Annotated in this window: 16 protein-coding genes; 6 read left to right on the forward strand and 10 right to left on the reverse strand. The window is 59.9% G+C overall.

The annotated features are described in order from the left end of the window. Window positions 1–21: 21 nt before the first annotated feature. From F6R97_RS14180 to F6R97_RS14200, 5 genes are all read right to left on the reverse strand, one after another. Window positions 22–1,050: a DUF5924 family protein gene (locus tag F6R97_RS14180; RefSeq protein ID WP_217857011.1), complete on the reverse strand. Its 1,029-nt coding sequence runs from the start codon at window positions 1,048–1,050 to the stop codon at window positions 22–24. A 217-nt stretch (window positions 1,051–1,267) separates the two neighbouring features. Further along, the gene (locus tag F6R97_RS14185; protein ID WP_315866707.1) at window positions 1,268–2,644 is read right to left on the reverse strand and encodes a M16 family metallopeptidase; all 1,377 of its coding nucleotides are present in this window, start codon (window positions 2,642–2,644) and stop codon (window positions 1,268–1,270) included. Window positions 2,645–2,700: 56 nt separating this feature from the next. Beyond that, window positions 2,701–4,359, reverse strand: coding sequence for a Na/Pi cotransporter family protein (locus tag F6R97_RS14190; protein ID WP_038980369.1), 1,659 nt, complete (start codon window positions 4,357–4,359; stop codon window positions 2,701–2,703). A gap of 211 nt (window positions 4,360–4,570) precedes the next feature. Further along, window positions 4,571–5,338 (reverse strand): TerC family protein, encoded by a 768-nt coding sequence (locus F6R97_RS14195; protein ID WP_038980370.1) that lies wholly within the window; start codon window positions 5,336–5,338, stop codon window positions 4,571–4,573. Window positions 5,339–5,424: 86 nt separating this feature from the next. Continuing rightward, entirely contained in the window at window positions 5,425–6,732 is a 1,308-nt protein-coding gene (locus tag F6R97_RS14200; protein WP_038980371.1) for a CitMHS family transporter, read from the reverse strand. 321 nt (window positions 6,733–7,053) lie between these two features. Between F6R97_RS14200 and F6R97_RS14205 the strand changes: the two genes are divergently transcribed. Beyond that, a complete protein-coding gene (locus F6R97_RS14205) occupies window positions 7,054–7,455 on the forward strand; it encodes a GFA family protein (protein WP_038980372.1) in 402 nt (133 codons plus the stop codon). Here the strand turns inward: F6R97_RS14205 and F6R97_RS14210 are convergent, their stop codons facing one another. Beyond that, a complete protein-coding gene (locus F6R97_RS14210; RefSeq protein WP_315866708.1) occupies window positions 7,456–7,782 on the reverse strand; it encodes a DOPA 4,5-dioxygenase family protein in 327 nt (108 codons plus the stop codon). Between the two features lie 84 nt (window positions 7,783–7,866). On the opposite strand from F6R97_RS14210, the gene F6R97_RS14215 reads away from it, so the two are divergent. Next, window positions 7,867–8,529: an NAD(P)-dependent oxidoreductase gene (locus F6R97_RS14215; protein ID WP_038980374.1), complete on the forward strand. Its 663-nt coding sequence runs from the start codon at window positions 7,867–7,869 to the stop codon at window positions 8,527–8,529. A 20-nt stretch (window positions 8,530–8,549) separates the two neighbouring features. Here F6R97_RS14215 and F6R97_RS14220 read toward each other — a convergent pair whose 3' ends face one another. After that, window positions 8,550–9,500: a choline sulfate utilization transcriptional regulator gene (locus F6R97_RS14220; protein WP_315866709.1), complete on the reverse strand. Its 951-nt coding sequence runs from the start codon at window positions 9,498–9,500 to the stop codon at window positions 8,550–8,552. 114 nt (window positions 9,501–9,614) lie between these two features. On the opposite strand from F6R97_RS14220, the gene betC reads away from it, so the two are divergent. From betC to F6R97_RS14235, 3 genes are all read left to right on the forward strand, one after another. Further along, window positions 9,615–11,129 carry a choline-sulfatase gene (gene betC, locus F6R97_RS14225; protein WP_048397349.1) on the forward strand — a complete coding sequence of 505 codons (1,515 nt, stop codon included), beginning with the start codon at window positions 9,615–9,617 and terminating at the stop codon, window positions 11,127–11,129. A gap of 16 nt (window positions 11,130–11,145) precedes the next feature. After that, window positions 11,146–12,066 (forward strand): choline ABC transporter substrate-binding protein, encoded by a 921-nt coding sequence (gene choX, locus F6R97_RS14230; protein ID WP_048397350.1) that lies wholly within the window; start codon window positions 11,146–11,148, stop codon window positions 12,064–12,066. A 154-nt stretch (window positions 12,067–12,220) separates the two neighbouring features. After that, window positions 12,221–13,789 carry a SulP family inorganic anion transporter gene (locus tag F6R97_RS14235; protein WP_048397351.1) on the forward strand — a complete coding sequence of 523 codons (1,569 nt, stop codon included), beginning with the start codon at window positions 12,221–12,223 and terminating at the stop codon, window positions 13,787–13,789. A 144-nt stretch (window positions 13,790–13,933) separates the two neighbouring features. Here F6R97_RS14235 and aroE read toward each other — a convergent pair whose 3' ends face one another. Both aroE and hemF read right to left on the reverse strand, forming a co-directional pair. Further along, entirely contained in the window at window positions 13,934–14,755 is an 822-nt protein-coding gene (aroE, locus tag F6R97_RS14240) for a shikimate dehydrogenase (RefSeq protein ID WP_315866710.1), read from the reverse strand. 13 nt (window positions 14,756–14,768) lie between these two features. Further along, window positions 14,769–15,683, reverse strand: a complete 915-nt coding sequence (gene hemF / locus F6R97_RS14245; protein ID WP_007902928.1) for an oxygen-dependent coproporphyrinogen oxidase — start codon at window positions 15,681–15,683, stop codon at window positions 14,769–14,771. A 174-nt stretch (window positions 15,684–15,857) separates the two neighbouring features. Between hemF and F6R97_RS14250 the strand changes: the two genes are divergently transcribed. Continuing rightward, window positions 15,858–16,835 (forward strand): NADPH:quinone reductase, encoded by a 978-nt coding sequence (locus F6R97_RS14250; protein WP_048397354.1) that lies wholly within the window; start codon window positions 15,858–15,860, stop codon window positions 16,833–16,835. A 112-nt stretch (window positions 16,836–16,947) separates the two neighbouring features. Here F6R97_RS14250 and F6R97_RS14255 read toward each other — a convergent pair whose 3' ends face one another. Next, entirely contained in the window at window positions 16,948–17,505 is a 558-nt protein-coding gene (locus F6R97_RS14255) for an L-threonylcarbamoyladenylate synthase (RefSeq protein WP_038980384.1), read from the reverse strand. Window positions 17,506–17,534: the final 29 nt, after the last annotated feature.

Genomic DNA, 17,534 nt, shown 5'->3' on the forward strand with positions numbered 1-17,534 from the left:
TGACTAATAGCACGAACCGCGTTACTTTTCTTTGATGGGTGTGCTGTCCAGGACCTTGAAGCGCAGCACGCCAATCAGCTGACCGTCCTCAGTCAGCACCCGGACCTGCCATTTGCCTGCGGGGTTGCCGGGGAAGTTCTGCTTGTGGGTCCAGGCGCGGTAGCCTTCCTTGCGCCCCCCGTTGATGTCCAGCGGGATACGGTCGACTTCTTTACCGTTGAACATCCAGACGTGATAAATCCGCTCGGCCAGACCCCGCGGGGCATTGATCGCGGTGTACGCGTACAGCCCACCGCCGCGAATCTGCTCGGCGCTGACTTCTTCCAGGCTCTTGCCGGGGGTTCGATCCTGCATTTGAGTGCTGATCGCCACATCGGTCATCCACAGGGTCGCCGGCGGAACCCAGGAGCGCAGTACCCAACCGGCGGCGCCGATGCCGACGGTGATGCTGAGGATCGCCAACGCATTGCGCACGGTGCGAATCGGGAAGATCGAGGCCAGGCTCGGGAACGACAGCAACATGGCAATGCCCAGCGCCAGCTTGAAGCTCTGGGCGGTGGTCAGGTGCAGGATGACGGGCAGGGCGGTCAGCAGGGCCGCGAACAGGGTCAGGGTGTGCAGCGCCAGGAACGCCCAGCGGCGCGGTGCCAGCCATTTGTAGTAGAGCGGGTCGATGATCGAAATCAGCGCCGCCATGCTCAGTAATCCAGTGAAGAACAACTGGCCGCTGTTCCAGGTGGTGGTGATTAAAAAGAACGGCAGGACGAAGAACAGGCTTTCCTGATGGATCATCTGCGTCGCATAACGCAGCAAGGGCTGGGGTATTTCGCGCTTGAAGACCCTGGCGAACAGCTTGGTGAGGCTGTTTTCCAGCATCAGCCAGACCCAGCTGACCAGCATGATGGTGGTGATCCAGGTCGCCAGCCCTTGTTGGCGATCCACCAGCATGAAGCTGCCAACCCCTGAAATGAAACCGCCAAGCGCAATGACCCCGGGATAGCGCTTCATCAATTCGAGGATGCGCTGTACGTACAGGGTCAGATTCGGCATTCGGCGATTCACAATAGTCGTGGGGAAAATCCTCGACAGGGTACCGCCCGAAGGACCCCTGTGGCGAGGGGGCTTGCCCCAATGCCGCGACGAAGATCCTGTAGGAGCGTGGCTTGCCCGCGAAGAATACACCGCGGTTTTTCAGGTATTACGCGTCATCGTTCTTCGCGGGCAAGCCACGCTCCCACAGGTTCTGCGCCTTGCCACAGGGAAATCATTACTTTCTGCGGCGAACGCGCCAACCCAATATGCCAAGCACCATCAATCCAAATCCCCCGACAATCGCCCACATCACCTGGTCATAACTCATCAGCGGCTTCTCGATCCGCAGATACCCCGGCTGCAGCAGCAACTCGCGCATCGCCTTGTTCGCCTCGGCCAGTGTCACGTCTTGCAGTGCCTTGGCCGGGTTGACGAAATGGCCGTCCTCGTAGTCGCCAAGGGCGCTCCAGTAATAGTCCGCCAGGGCGCTGTTGCCTTGCACGGCCCAAGCCTGGCGAGCGATGGCGGCTTGCTTGAGACGGGCGAAGGTGGCGGCGTCGAGGCCGTTCTTGAGTAGATCGGCTTTAAGCTCATCCAGCACCTGTTCCGCTGCCAGCACGTCGTCGCGATCAAGGTCGGCGTTCAGGCTCATGAAGCCCACCCCGCCAAATACCTCGCGCTCGGCCGAGGGACCGTAGGACAGCCCATGGGCCAGGCGCAATTGGCGATAGAGCGCCCAATCCAGATAGTCCTTGAGCAGGTCGAAGGTTTCGTCATGCTGGTCTTCCAGCACCGGTTCCGGCACCAGCCAGTGCAACTTGGCTCCGCCGCCGACGAAACCGTTACTCAAATTGCGCTCGTGGGCCGCGCTGGCCTGAATGTCTGGCAGCGGCAGGTGAGCGCTAGGCTCAACCGCTTCGAGCGCACCATAGGCCCGTTCCAGATAGGCCGGCAGCAAGCGGTCGAGGTCACCGACCACGATCAGGGTCATGTTGTTGGGCGCGTACCAGTCCTTGCGCACCTTCTCCAATTGCTCGCGGGTCAGGTGATCGACTTGCGCGCGCTCGGGGCATTTGAGGCCCAGCTCCACCGCCAACTGATTACTCGCGGTGTGGCCCAGGTCCTGGCGATCCAGCCAGCGTTGCAGGTGCGAGTAATGACCACCGTCTTCGCGCTCGACCACTTGCTTGGCGACGTTGATCGCATTGTCATCGATCCGGGTCTGGGTCAGCAGCGCCAATAACAGGTCGAGGACCTTGCGCTGGTTTTTCGCCGGGGCTTCGATGACGAAAGTCGTGTCGGCATTGCTGGTGTAGGCATTCCACTCACCGCCCAAGGCCTGCATGCGCTCTTCCAGACCGCCTTCGCCGGTGGCGTCGATGCCGCTGAACAACAAGTGTTCGAGCAGATGCGGCAGCTCTTTGTCGGCACAGCTGAAATCATCCAGGCCCACGCCAACCACCAACCGGATCGCCACATGCCCGCGCTCGGTGCCCGGTTTGAGGACCAATTGCAGGCCGTTGCGCAAGGTGTAGCCCTCGACCTGAAAGCGATCCAGGGCAAATGAAGGCAGTGAGCCAAGCAGCAGACAAGCGAACAGCAGACAACGCATAACGAGTTTCCGTACGACCAGCGTAAGTTCAACAGACTTCAGGTAACTGTGGACGTTCAGGGTGAATGAGTGATGTCAGTCAAATCGTCGACCGCCAGAGCGCCGGTGTCCGAAGTGCCCAACACCGCATAGGCACTGCTGCAGAACAGCGAATTCAAGCGTCTCATGTCAGCAATCAGTTCCAGATGCAGCGAACTGGTCTCGATACTTTGCACGATCTTACGGTTTAAACGGCTGACATGAGCGTGGGCCAGGCGGCGCTCCTGCGCGCGAAAGCGACGTTTCTCACGCAGTAACTGGCGAGCACTTTCCGGGTCGGCACTAAGGAACACTGACAACCCCAGACGCAGGTTGGCAATCAGCTGACTGTGCAGCCCCGCCAACTCCTCCAGCCCGACCTCGGAAAAAGACCGGCGTTGCGAGGTTTTCTGCTGCTGAACCTTTCGCAGCATGCGTTCGATCAGGTCGCTGGAGAGTTTCAGGTTGATCGCCAGCTCGATGGTTTCCGCCCAGCGCCGACTGTCCTGCTCGCTGAGGTCTTCGCGGGGCATTTGTGCCAGATAGAGTTTGATGGCGCTGTAGAGCGCTTCGACATCATCGGTCAGGCGACGAATTTCCTGGGTGACGGCGGTCTGTTTGCCGCGCAGCACGTCGAGCATGGCTTCGAGCATGCTGTCGACCAAATCGCCGATGCGCAGGGTTTCCCGGGCAGCATTGGCCAGCGCCAGACTCGGGGTGACCAATGCGGTTGGATCAAGATGCCGCGGTTTGGCTGTGCCATTGATGTCCGGCCGCTCTGGCAGCAACCACGCACAGAGCCTGGCCATCGGCCCGACGCTGGGCAAGAGGATCAGGCAACGCACGGTGTTGTAGAGCAGGTGGAAGCCGATGACCATTTCCTGAGGGCTGAAGTCGAGGCTGTCGATCCAGTGCACCAGCGGGTCGAGCACCGGAATGATCAGCAGCAGGCCGATCAATTTGTACAACAGGCTGCCGAGCGCCACCTGACGGCCGGCTGCGTTCTGCATGCTGGTGCTGAGGAACGCCAGAATGCCGCTGCCGATGTTGGCACCGATCACCAGGCCGATGGCCACTGGCAGACTGATCACGCTGGCACCGGCGAGGGTCGCGGTCAGCAGGACGGCGGCCAGGCTGGAATAGGAAATCATCGCGAACAGCGCGCCGACCAAAGCATCGAGCAGGATGTCGCCGGTCAGGGAGGCAAAGATGACCTTCACGCCTTGCGCCTGAGTAATCGGCGCAGCGGCCTCGACGATCAGTTGCAGCGCGAGAATGATCAGCCCCAGACCGATGCTGACCCGGCCCATCTGCCCGACCCGGGTCTGCTTGCGCGACAGGAAGAAAATCACCCCGAGGAAAATCAGCAGCGGCGACAGCCACGACAAGTCGAGGGTCAGTACCCGCGCCATCAGCGCGGTACCGACATCGGCGCCGAGCATGGTCGCCAGCGCCGGCGTCAGCGCCATCAGGCCCTGACCGACAAACGAGGTCACGAGCATGGCGGTGGCATTGCTGCTCTGGACCATGGCGGTCACCATGATCCCGGCGACAAACGCCAGCCAGCGCCTGGACATGTTATGGGCGATCACGTGGCGCAAGTTGGAGCCATAAACCCGCAGGATGCCGGTTCGGACGATGTGCGTGCCCCAGATCAAAAGGGTCACGGCCGATAACAAATTGAGCAGGGTGAGCATGCAGGCCCCCTGTGGTGGTAGCGCCCCAGTGGGGCAAGTCAACGGTGCCGCGCGTTTTTCTACGTTCTACATAAGCTGTAGTTGGCTAACGGTCTGGGCGCCAGCATCGCATAGCTAAAGAGACGATTGAAACAAAACTGTCATGAAAACAGTTTGCTGCAGCGATGACAAAGGGGCCCGAAGGCCCCTTTGTCATCGCTGGGTGTTCGGGTTACTGACCCGGAACATCCTTGCGCAGTTTCACCGGATCCTGCTGTTTGCGCTTTCTCGCCATGGCGGTGCGCAACTTGATGTTGATCGCTTCCACCGCCAACGAGAACGCCATCGCGAAGTAGACGTAGCCTTTTGGCAAGTGCACGTCGAGCGATTCGGCAATCAGCACGGTACCCACCAGCAACAGGAACGACAGCGCCAGCATTTTCAGCGACGGGTGCTTGTCGATGAACGCGCTGATGGTGCCCGAGGCCGCCATCATTACCAGTACGGCAACGATGATCGCCGCAACCATGACCGGTACGTGGGAAACCATGCCCACCGCCGTGATCACCGAGTCCAGCGAGAACACGATGTCGATGATCGCGATCTGGATGATGGTGTACAGGAAATTGCCGCCCTTGCCCGAAGGCTCGTCGCCGCCTTCATCTTCACCTTCCAGCGCGTGGTACATCTCTTGCGAGCTCTTCCACAGCAGGAACAGACCACCGAAGAACAGGATCAGGTCTCGCCCGGAAATACCCTGGCCGAATACTTCGAACAGGTCTGCGGTGAGGCGCATGACCCAGGTGATCGACAGCAGCAACAAAATCCGCGTGATCATGGCCAGCGCCAGGCCGAAAATCCGGGTGCGCGCCTGCATGTGCTTGGGCATGCGGCTGACCAGGATCGAGATCATGATGATGTTGTCGATGCCCAGGACGATCTCCAGGGCAGTCAGGGTGAAGAAGGCAACCCAGATTTCAGGGTTGGTCAGCCATTCCATGTGTATTCCTTTGAGCGAGTGTTTAAACCACAAAGGGCCCGGGCTTCAAACAACAAAGCCTGGACCCGTCATGGTGAGTCTTGGGCTTATAGAGTGCTGAACAGCGGAAAAATCCCCATCAGCAACGCAGCGACCAGTATGCACAGGCAAACCAGCACTGCCCACTTCAAGGTGAACCGCTGATGATCACCGAATTCGATACCGGCCAGGGCCACCAACAGATAAGTCGATGGTACCAGCGGGCTCAGCAAGTGGACGGGCTGACCGACGATCGAGGCACGTGCCATTTCCACCGCGGTTATACCGTAATGACTGGCAGCTTCGGCAAGTACCGGTAACACGCCGTAATAAAATGCATCGTTCGACATGAAGAACGTGAACGGCATGCTCACCAGCGCGGTGATCACGGCCAGGTACGGGCCGAGGAAATCCGGGATGACCGCCAGCAGGCTTTTCGACATGGCGTCGACCATGCCAGTGCCCGTCAGGATACCGGTGAAGATACCCGCGGCAAAGATCAAACCGACCACCGCCAGCACGCTACCGGCGTGGGCCGCGACGCGATCCTTCTGCTGTTGCAGGCAAGGGTAGTTGACGATCATCGCGATACTGAAGGCCACCATGAACAACACCGGCAACGGCAACAGGCCGGCGATCAGAGTGCACATCAGCGCCAGGGTCAGGGCGCCGTTGAACCAGATCAGCTTTGGACGACGAGCATCCGGGAATTGCGAAACGCTGATTTCGCTGTGGTCGACTTCATCGCCCACCAGGTGCAATTCACCCAGACGCGCACGCTCGCGTTTACCGTAGAAGTAGGCAATCGCCAGAATCGCCACCACGCCGGCCAGCATTGCCGGAATCATTGGCACAAAGATGTCGGACGGGTCGACATGCAGCGCACTGGCCGCACGAGCGGTCGGGCCGCCCCAAGGGGTCATGTTCATCACGCCACCGGCGAGGATGATCAGACCGGCCATGATCCGCGGGCTCATGCCGATACGGCTGTAGAGCGGTAGCATGGCGGCCACGCAGATCATATAAGTGGTCGCGCCGTCACCATCGAGGGAGACGACGAGCGCCAGTACGGCGGTGCCGACCGAAACTTTCAGCGGATCGCCCTTGACCAGTTTGAGGATCTTGCGCACGGCCGGGTCGAACAGGCCGGAGTCGATCATCAGGGCGAAGTAGAGAATGGCGAACATCAGCATCACGCCGGTCGGCGCGAGCTTAGTGATGCCTTCGAGCATCATCGGGCCGATTTTCGGCGAGAAGCCGCCGAACAGGGCGAAGATGATCGGGATGATGATCAGGGCGATCAGCGCGGACAGGCGCTTGGTCATGATCAGGAACATGAACGTGATGACCATGGCGAAGCCAAGGAAAGTCAGCATAGGAATACTCCAGGCGTAGCGCGGCTAGTAAATGGGCGAACCGGATGAGGTCAGCGCAGAACGGGAAGCACGAGGCGTACGGGCGGAGTTGCAGCGAAGAGGCGGGTAGTAGCGGACATCAGAATCACCATTGTTGTTGTTTAATGGACCGGGCGGGCAATAAAACACTCGCATTGGCCAACCGGTCTGTTGCCGGCAGTGAGGGCGATCCTAATCGGGGAAGCTTTCAGCCAGCTTTCGCGAGTGAAAGCATTGACCGAATGTACAACCGGTCGTCGGCCCGGTTGAAAGGCCGTAATCACGGGGTCAGGAGCAAAAGACATGGGTGAACTTCACACCGGCGGTTGCCACTGCGGACAAATCCGCTATCAATTCAGCGGGCCATTGCACGACATCGCTCACTGTCATTGCTCGATTTGCCGACGGGTCAGCGGCGGGATCGTGACCACCTGGATCACCGTGCCCGCCTCAGCATTTGAATGGATGGCGGGTACGCCATCCCGGTACGAGTCTTCGTCTACTTGCGTGCGATATTTCTGCCCAAACTGTGGGGCGCAACTGGCACTGGTGACGCAGCTCAGCCCCGAGAGCATCGATGTGACCATCGCCACCCTCGACCATCCCGAGCAGGCACCGGCCGAGCGGCATATCTGGACGGACAGTCGTTTGCCGTGGCTGCATCTGGACGAGCACTTGCCCGGTGAGGCGCAAGAACAACTCTGATCAGAAAACAGACAGGTTCAGCGGCCGGATCGCGCCCATCCAGATCGCGTGCTCGGTGTGGTCGAGCAGATCGTCGCCGGTGTCCGGGTGCAGGAATATCACTAATCCCTTACGGTTGAGCGCCAGCCACGGCAACACCTCGCCAATGTACTGCGGCTCGAAAGCCAATTGGTAGCTCCAGTCTGGATGCGGGCCGACCGGGCGTTCGTGCATTCGGCCCATCTTCAGCGGAAACAATTGCACTGCCTGTTCACACAGGGCCCGGGCCTGCGGCAGGGTACTGGCGTCGAAATAGACATGGGCGTGGTAGCCCTTGATCGTTTGCATCTGACCCCCTCTGAAACCTTGTCGAACCCTCGCCGCTTCCCGCAGGTCACACACCATATACGCAGGAAAGTAGGGAGCACGGCCATGAAAAATGCCGAAACCCCGGTGGTGAAGGTAGTGCTTTATGGTGCCATGAGTAGCTTGGGCAGTGCGCTGATGGCTGAAATGCTGCGGCGCCAGCATGAAGTGATCGCGATTCTCGATGACCTGAACGCGCTCGCGCCGCGCCCGGGTTTACGCACCAAGGCCGGTGACCTGTTCGATGCCAAGCGGGTCAAGCAGAGCGTGGCCGGCTGTTCGGCGGTGATCTGCCTGCTCGATGCGCCAGGGTTGCCGATGAACAGTGAGCACATCGAAAAATCCATCGTGCCCGGTCCGGTCGAGGAGGTGCTGGCGGTGGATGCACTGATCGACGGCATGCAGGCCGCAGGCATTTCCCGGCTGTTTGTGGTGGGCGATTTCGAGGTGCTGGACGACCCGGAAATAGAAGACCCGTTGCAACGCCACGCCGCCGAAGAAATCCGCGAGGCTCTGCAAAGCAGCTCTTTGCACTGGACCTTGGTCAACGCACCACGCCGCGTGCCCGGCCTGACCATCGAGCATTTCAGTCACGTCAGCAGTAGCCTGGAACCTGGCCTGGCCGCAGCGCTGGAACGGCTGAACAGGGTAGCCGTAGGGATTGCCGATGAGCTGCACCTGAACCTGCATGTTGGTGAGCATGTGAATTTTATTGCGACATCGGAATAGTAAAAATCGTCCGAACCCGTTTACACCGCAATCGAAGGTAAAGGGAGACCATTGAGCGATTGCGCACTGCTGGCCTGTTCCGCCATCAACCAATCCACAAACAGTTGAATCAATGCCCCACGCCGTTTGCGCTGGGGCAGAACCACGTAATAACCCAGCCTGGAAATCACCGTGTCGGCGATGGGGCGACACAACAAACCTTGCGCCAACAAGTTATCCACAAGGTGCCGCCACCCAATCGCAACGCCCTGGCCGCCAATTGCCGCTTGAATCAGCAGGGTGTAATTGTCGAAGCGCAGTTGTCCCGGGGACGGGGTCGAGGTGATCCCCAATTCGCGAAACACGCCGCTCCAGTCGAACCAGTTGCTGCTGTTTTCGCCTCGCAGGTGCAGCAGCGGAAACTCCAGCAATGCCTGTGCCGGCAAGGGCAGGGGACGGTCCTTCAATAGCAGCGGACTGCACACCGGAAACACCTCTTCGCTGAACAGCCAATGGCTCTCGCCTTGCTTGAACCGGCCATCGCCGAACAGCACCGCCACATCGATATCGGTTCGCAGCATGTTGTGGCTGCGTTCGCTGGTGACCAGGCTGACGTCCACTTGAGGGTTGGCGGTGTGGAAGCGGTGAAGTCGCGGCATCAGCCAGTACGCGGCGAAGGCGAAGTCGGTGGCCACCTGCAACACTTCGTGCTGTTGCTGTGCGCTGATTGCGCTCAATCCTGCATCGATATTCTGCAAACCGAGCTGAACTTGCTCGAACAGAATGGTCCCGGCCTCAGTCAGCTCAATTCCGCGATAAATACGATCGAACAACCGGGTCGCGAGCTGTTCTTCCAATCGTTTGATCTGCTGACTGATGGCCGGTTGCGTGGTGCCGAGCTCCACCGCGGCGGCGGTGAAGCTGCGCTGCCGGGCCGCGGCTTCAAAGGCGCGCAGCAAGTCCAGAGACAAATCACCGAGGGCGTCATACATAAGCTGTGCTTATCCTAGTCATTGCCTAGCATGGGCTTTACCACAAGGTTAATGGACTCCATGCTCGATCACAGCACTCTCGCATAAATATCCACTATGGAATGCCGCGATCACATGAAGCGCAAAAATATTCTTTTCATCATGGCCGATCAAATGGCCGCGCCAATGTTGCCGTTCTACGGCCCTTCGCCTATCAAACTGCCGAATCTCAGCCGCCTCGCCGCCGAAGGCGTGGTGTTCGACGCCGCTTATTGCAATAGCCCTCTTTGCGCGCCGTCGCGTTTTACTCTGGTCAGCGGTCAGTTGCCGAGCAAGATCGGCGCCTACGACAACGCGGCCGATTTCCCCGCCGACGTTCCAACCTATGCCCATTACCTGCGTCGCCTCGGTTATCGCACCGCGCTGTCGGGCAAGATGCACTTCTGCGGCCCGGACCAGTTGCACGGCTATGAAGAACGCCTGACCAGCGACATCTACCCGGCCGATTACGGTTGGTCGGTGAACTGGGATGAGCCGGATGTGCGGCCAACCTGGTATCACAACATGTCGTCGGTGCTGCAAGCCGGGCCTTGCGTGCGCACTAATCAACTGGATTTCGACGAAGAGGTGGTGTTCAAGGCCCAGCAATACCTGTTCGATCACATTCGCGAGGATGGCGATCAGCCGTTCTGCCTGACCGTGTCGATGACTCACCCACACGATCCGTACACGATTCCCAAAACTTTCTGGGATATGTACGACGACGCCGACATCCCTTTGCCCGAAACACCCGCACAGGATCAACTTGATCTTCACTCCCAGCGTTTGCTCAAGGTCTATGACCTTTGGGACAAGCCGCTGCCTGTGGATAAGATTCGCGACGCGCGACGCGCCTACTTCGGTGCATGCAGCTATATCGACAGTAACGTCGGCAAACTTCTGCAAACACTCGAGGAAACCGGGCTGATCGATGACACCATCGTCGTATTCTCCGGTGACCATGGCGACATGCTCGGCGAGCGCGGCCTCTGGTACAAAATGCATTGGTACGAAATGGCTGCCCGTGTACCGCTGTTGATCAGTGCACCAGGGCAATTCGGGGCCGGCCGGGTCAGCGCGGCGGTGTCCACTGCCGACCTGCTGCCGACCTTTGTCGAATTGGCCGGCGGCTCGCTGGAACCGGGTCTGCCGCTGGACGGCCGTTCGCTGGTTTCGCACCTGCAAGGGCAGGGCGGTCACGATGAAGTTTTCGGTGAATACATGGCTGAAGGCACCATCAGCCCGTTGATGATGATTCGCCGTGGCGCCTACAAATTCATCTACAGCGAAGACGATCCTTGCCTACTCTTCGATGTACATAACGACCCCAAGGAACAGGAAGAACTCAGCCAATCGCCGCAACATCGGCAGCTTTTCGAGGAGTTTCTCGCCGAAGCGCGGGCCAAATGGGATATCCCGGCGATCCACCAACAGGTGCTCGCCAGTCAGCGACGCCGGCGTTTCGTCGCCGACGCCCTGACCATCGGCAAGCTGAAGAGCTGGGATCACCAGCCGCTGGTGGACGCCAGCCAGCAGTACATGCGCAACCACATCGACCTCGACGATCTGGAACGTAAAGCACGTTATCCACAACCCTGCCAAAACCAATAATGTTAAGGGGAAGTCCATGCAAAGGTTATCCACAGTACTGACGGTCGGGCTTCTGGCTCTGGGCAGTGCCTCGGCCTATGCCGAGCAAAGCTGCGAGACGGTGAAAATGGCCGATCCTGGCTGGAGCGACATTGCTGCAACCAACGCCATCACCGGGTTTCTGCTGGACGGCATGGGCTACAAGGCCAAGGTCGATACGCTGGCAGTACCGATCACCTTTGGCGGTCTGAAGGATGGCCAGGTGGACGTGTTTTTAGGTAACTGGATGCCGGCGCAGCAAGGCTTCTACGACAAGTTCGTGGCCAATGGCGACGTTACGCAACTGGCGAAGAACCTCGACGGCACCGAGTTCACGCTGGCGGTCCCGGATTACGTTTGGGACGCGGGTGTGCATAACTTTAACGACTTGAACAAGTTTGCTGACAAGTTTGACAAGAAGATCTATGGCATCGGCTCTGGCGCCCCGGCGAACATCTCGCTGCAAGAGATCATCAAGAAGAACGACTTCGACCTGGGGCAGTGGAAGCTGATCGAATCCAGTGAGCAGGCGATGCTGGCCGAAGTGTCTCGCGCGGTGAAGAAACAGAAGTTCGTGACCTTCCTCGGCTGGACGCCCCACCCGATGAACGTGCAGCTGAAAATGCATTACCTGAAGGGCGGCGAGAAGTACTTCGGCGACACCGGCAGCGTTTATACACTGACCCGCAAAGGTTATGCACAGGCCTGCCCGAACGTCGGCAAACTGCTCACCAACCTGAGTTTTACCCAGGAAATGGAGAACAGCATCATGGCCGAGGTGGTGAACAAAAAGATCAGCAATGCCGCGGCGGCCAAGGCATGGATCAAGGCCAATCCGGCGGTGCTGGATAAGTGGCTGGACGGGGTGAAGACCGTGGACGGGAAGGACGCGTTGCCGGCCGTGAAAGCCAAGCTCTAAGTTCATGTGGGAGCGGGCTTGCTCGCGAAGGGGTCATCAGATCCGGCATTTATATCGACTGACACACCGCATTCGCGAGCAAGCCCGCTCCCACAGTGGGAACGATCAGCGTGGGTCCTGATACTCTTCCGTAAAACCCCACCCGAGAGGACCCATGGCCTTCCCCAGCCGCCATTCACTCTTTCCCTTCCTGACCTGGTTGCCCCGGCAAACCCGCGCCAGCGTCGGCCGTGACCTGATCGTCGGCCTGAGCGGTGCGATTCTCGCGTTGCCACAATCGATTGCCTACGCCCTGATCGCCGGTCTCCCACCGGAATATGGCTTGTACGCCGCGATCATCCCGGTGCTGATCGCCTGCCTGTGGGGTTCGTCGTGGCATTTGATCTGCGGTCCTACGGCGGCCATTTCCATCGTCCTGTACGCCAGCGTCAGTCCTCTGGCCGTCCCCGCGTCGCAGGACTACGTCACGCTGATCCTGCTTCTGACACTCCTTGCGGGCATTTTCCAGTGGTTGCTGGGTTTGCTGCGTTTCGGCGCCCTGGTGAATTTCGTCTCTCACTCAGTGGTGCTGGGCTTCACCCTTGGCGCAGCGGTGGTGATTGCCATTGGGCAACTGCCGAACTTGCTGGGGTTGGATGTGCCCAACCAGGCCACGGCGCTGAACAGCCTGGTGCTGCTGTTCAGTCATCTCAGTGAGGTGGACAAACCCTCGCTGGTACTGGGCCTGGCCACGGTGGTGATAGGCATCGTGCTAAAACTGCTGGTGCCGCGCTGGCCGACGCTGTTGATCGCTCTGGCCTTGAGCGGGTTGCTGGTATGGCTGTGGCCAGCGATGTTCGGTCATGTGAAGCTAGTCAGCGCCTTTGTCGGGCGGCTGCCGCCCTTCAGCCCGTTGCCGCTGGACCTAGACCTGGTGTTGCGCCTGCTGCCTAGCGCGGTGGCGGTCGGTATGCTCGGGCTGGTGACAAGCCTGTCGATTGCCCGCTCCTTGTCGGCGCGCTCGCAGCAGTTGCTCGACGCCAATCAAGAAGTCCGCGCCCAGGGTTTCTCGAACATGGTCGGGGCGTTTTTTTCCGGCTCGCTGTCAGCCGGTTCCTTCACCCGCTCGGCCCTGAGCTATGACGCCGGTGCCTGCTCACCGTTGGCGGGCGTTTTTTCAGCAGTGTGGGTGGCGTTGTTCGCTATCTTCGGCGCGCTATTGATCGCGCACATTCCGATCCCGGCCATGGCCGGCAGCATTTTGTTGATCGCCTGGGGATTGGTCGACCATCGCGGCATTCGCGCCTTGTTGCGGGTCAGCCGTGCCGAGTTTCTGGTCATGGCGCTGACCTGTGTCGCGACGCTGTTGCTGGAGTTGCAAACGGCGATCTACGCCGGCGTGCTGGCCTCGCTGTTCTTCTACCTCAAACGCACCTCGCAACCTCGAGTGCAGTATTGGCGTGAGGGCGACGAAGACATTCTGCGAGTCGGCGGTTCGATTTTTTTCGGCGCCAGCCATTACCTGCAAGTGCGTTTGCAACGGATGCAAGGCGCGCGGGTAGTGATCGAGGCGCAGCAGATCAACTTCATCGACTATTCGGGCGTGGAAATGCTGCACCAGGAAGCGCGACGGCTGCTGCGCCAGGATCGCAGCCTGACCTTGCGGCGAGCACGGCCGCAGGTGGTGGAGGAATTGAGAAAGCTCGAAGGCGCGGAGAAATGCCCGATCCGGTTTGAAGATTGAAACACTCGACCCTGGAATAAACACCGACTTGTGGCGAGGGGGCTTGCCCCCGTTCGGCCGCGCAGCGGTCGTGGCAGTTTTGGGACGGCTTCGCCGTCCAACGGGGCGATGTGGCGTTCCGACAAGCCCCCTCGCCACAAAAGCCTAGAGCGCGAGCTGGCGGCGGAGTTCGGCCAATACCGGCGCGGTATCCGGGCGCACACCGCGCCACAGGTAGAAAGCTTCCGCCGCCTGCTCGGCCAGCATTCCCAGACCATCCATCGCCACCGCCGCGCCGTGCTCGCTGGCCCAACGGCAGAACGAAGTCGGATCTTTGCCGTACATCATGTCGTAGCAAACCGTCTTGCCCGGCTCGATCAAACTGCTGGCAATCGGCGGTACATCGCCTGACAGACTGGCGGACGTAGCGTTGATGATCAGGTCCACCGGCTCCCGCAACCAATCGAAACCGCTGGCCGATACCGGCCCCAGATCCGCGAACAATTCCACTAGCAATTCGGCTTTTTCCACCGTGCGGTTGGCGATAATCACCGACGCCGGTTGCTCCACCAGCAGCGGTTCCAGCGCCCCGCGCACCGCACCGCCGGCCCCGAGCAGGAGGATGCGTTTGCCCGCAAGGCTGAAACCCGCATTAACCGTCAGGTCCCGCACCAGCCCGGCACCATCGGTGTTGTCACCCAGCAAACTGCCATCGGCCAGTTTGCTCAGGGTATTCACCGCGCCGGCCCGCTGTGCTCGCTTGGTCAAGCTGTTCGCCAAACGATAGGCGTCTTCCTTGAACGGCACCGTCACATTCGCCCCACGCCCTTCGCGGAAAAATGCCTGGGCACAGCCGGAAAAATCGTCGAGGGGCGCCAGCAAAGTGCTGTAGTCCAGTTTTTGCCCCGTCTGCTCGGCGAACAAACGGTGGATCAGCGGCGACTTGCTGTGGCCAATCGGGTTACCGAATACGACGTAACGGTCCATCAGAATTCCTCGTTCAGGCCTTGGCCAACCAATCGCGGTCTTGCAGGAAGTACTCGGTCAGGCGCGCTTCTTCACTGCCCGGCTCGGCTTTCCAGTCGTAGGCCCAGCGCACTTGCGGCGGCAGCGACATCAGGATCGATTCGGTACGTCCGCCCGATTGCAGGCCGAACAGCGTGCCGCGGTCATAGACCAGGTTGAACTCGACGTAACGACCACGGCGAAACTCCTGGAATTCCCGCTGTTTGGCCGTGAACGCATCATTCTTGCGGCGCTGCACGATTGGCAGGTACGCGTCGATAAACGCATCGCCGATGGCGCGCATGAAGGCGAAGCTGGTGTCGAAGTCCCACTCGTTCAAGTCATCGAAAAACAGGCCGCCGATGCCACGCGGCTCGTGACGATGCTTGATGTGGAAGTAACTGTCGCACCATGCCTTGTAGCGCGGGTAGACGTCCGGGCCAAACGGCGCGCAGGCCTGTTCGGCGACGCGGTGCCAATGCACGCAGTCTTCTTCATTACCGTAATAAGGGGTCAGGTCGAAGCCGCCACCGAACCACCAGACCGGCTCTTCACCTTCTTTTTCAGCGATGAAAAAGCGCACGTTGGCGTGGGACGTCGGTACATGGGGGTTATGCGGGTGAATCACCAAGGACACGCCCAGGGCTTCGAAGCCTCGGCCGGCCAATTCTGGCCGATGAGCGCTGGCGGAGGGTGGGAGACCGCTGCCAAAGACGTGGGAAAAGTTGACGCCGCCCTTTTCAATGACCGCGCCGTTTTCGATCACCCGGGTGCGACCGCCACCACCGGCAGGCCGGGTCCAGGCATCTTCGACGAAACGCGCGCCGCCGTCTTCAGCTTCCAGAGCAGCGCAAATGCGGTCTTGCAGGTCGAGCAGGTAGGCTTTTACAGCCTCGGTGCGGGTAGTCATGGCATCACCTTGAATCGGGCAAAGCTACGCGGCGCTCATACAGGCCGGCGGCAAATTGCTGCGTAGGATAACACTGCACCTTGTGCCGTCGCAGTTGACGAAGGTCAAGCTTTAAGAGTCCGATAGGCCGCTTGGCGCTACAACTCTAGAAGCTAATACTTAAGGAAAGTGCAGATGGCAAAGCGTATCCAGTTCCGCGCCCATGGCGGTCCCGAAGTGCTCGAGCATGTCGATTACCAGCCCGCCGAACCCGGTCCGCTGCAGGTGCGCGTGACCAACAAGGCCATCGGCCTGAACTTCATTGACACCTATTACCGCGGTGGCCTTTATGCGCCACCCGCCTTGCCGTCGGGCCTGGGCGCGGAGGGCGCGGGTGTGGTCGAGGCGGTAGGCAGCGAAGTCACCCGCTTCAAGATCGGCGATCGCGTGGCTTACGGCAGTGGCCCATTGGGCGCTTATAGCGACGTTCATGTCTTGCCGGAAGCCAATCTGGTACATCTGCCGGACGCCATCAGCTTCGAACAGGCCGCCGGCGTGATGCTCAAAGGCCTGACCGTGCAGTACTTGCTGCGCCAGACATATGAACTCAAGGGTGGCGAAACCATTCTGTTCCACGCAGCAGCCGGTGGCGTCGGCTCACTGGCCTGCCAATGGGCCAAGGCCTTGGGCGTGAAGCTGATTGGCACGGTCAGTTCACCCGAAAAAGCCGCCCTGGCGAAGGCCAATGGTGCCTGGGCGACCATCGATTACAGCCATGAAAACGTCGCGCAACGCGTGCTGGAATTGACTGACGGTAAAAAAGTGCCGGTGGTGTACGACGGTGTAGGCAAAGATACCTGGCTGACGTCACTCGACAGCGTCGCACCTCGAGGGCTGGTGGTGAGTTTCGGTAATGCTTCGGGCGCAGTGGACGGAGTGAATCTGGGGATTCTCGCGGGGAAGGGTTCGCTGTACGTGACCCGACCGACCCTGGCGACCTACGCCAACAACGCTGAAAACCTGCAAAGCATGGCCGATGAGCTGTTCGAGATGATCATCAGCGGCAAGTTGAAGGTGGACATCAGTCAGCGGTATCCATTGGCTGAAGCGGCGAAAGCACAGATCGAATTGTCGGCGCGGCGCACGACGGGCTCAACCGTTTTGTTGCCTTGAGGACGCCATCGCGGGCAAGCCCGCTCCCACAGGATTTCGGTCGTTCACATAATTTGTATACGCCTCGGACCTGTGGGAGCGAGGCTTGCCCGCGAAGAACGATGACGCGGTCTCAATCCGGGCGCACAACGTGGCCGGTCGCCAGATCGCGAATCACGCTCGGATTCTTGCGCCCGCCCAGATTCCCACCCAATACCCAATCAACCTGCCCGCGGAAATACTGCTCCACGCGAAGCCGCGTCCGCGCCGCTGGTTGCCCCTGAGGGTTGGCCGAGGTCGACACCAGCGGCCCGACCAACGCACACAAATCCCGCACCAGTGGGTGATCGCTAACCCGCAACGCCACTGTTTCGTGCACGCCGGTAATCCACTGGGGCAACAAATTCTGATGCGGCACCAGCCAGGTGTTGGGGCCCGGCCAAGTGCTGGCCATGCGGTCCATCCACAATTCAGGGAAGTCTTCGAAGAGGAAGTCGAACTGGCGAATATTGTCGGCCACCAGAATCAGGCCTTTATCCACAGACCGTCCCTTGATCGCCAGCAGACGATAGACCGCCTCTTCGTCCCAGGGGTCGCAACCCAGGCCCCAGACAGCTTCGGTTGGGTAGGCAATCACCGCGCCTGCGCGAATGGCTCTTGCGGCTTGTTGCACACGCCAACTGTTAACCATGAAAAACTCTCCGGAATAAGGCTCTGCGC

Origin of the sequence: Pseudomonas sp. JV414, from assembly GCF_032424305.1 — a bacterium.
Classification (GTDB): domain Bacteria; phylum Pseudomonadota; class Gammaproteobacteria; order Pseudomonadales; family Pseudomonadaceae; genus Aquipseudomonas; species Aquipseudomonas lini.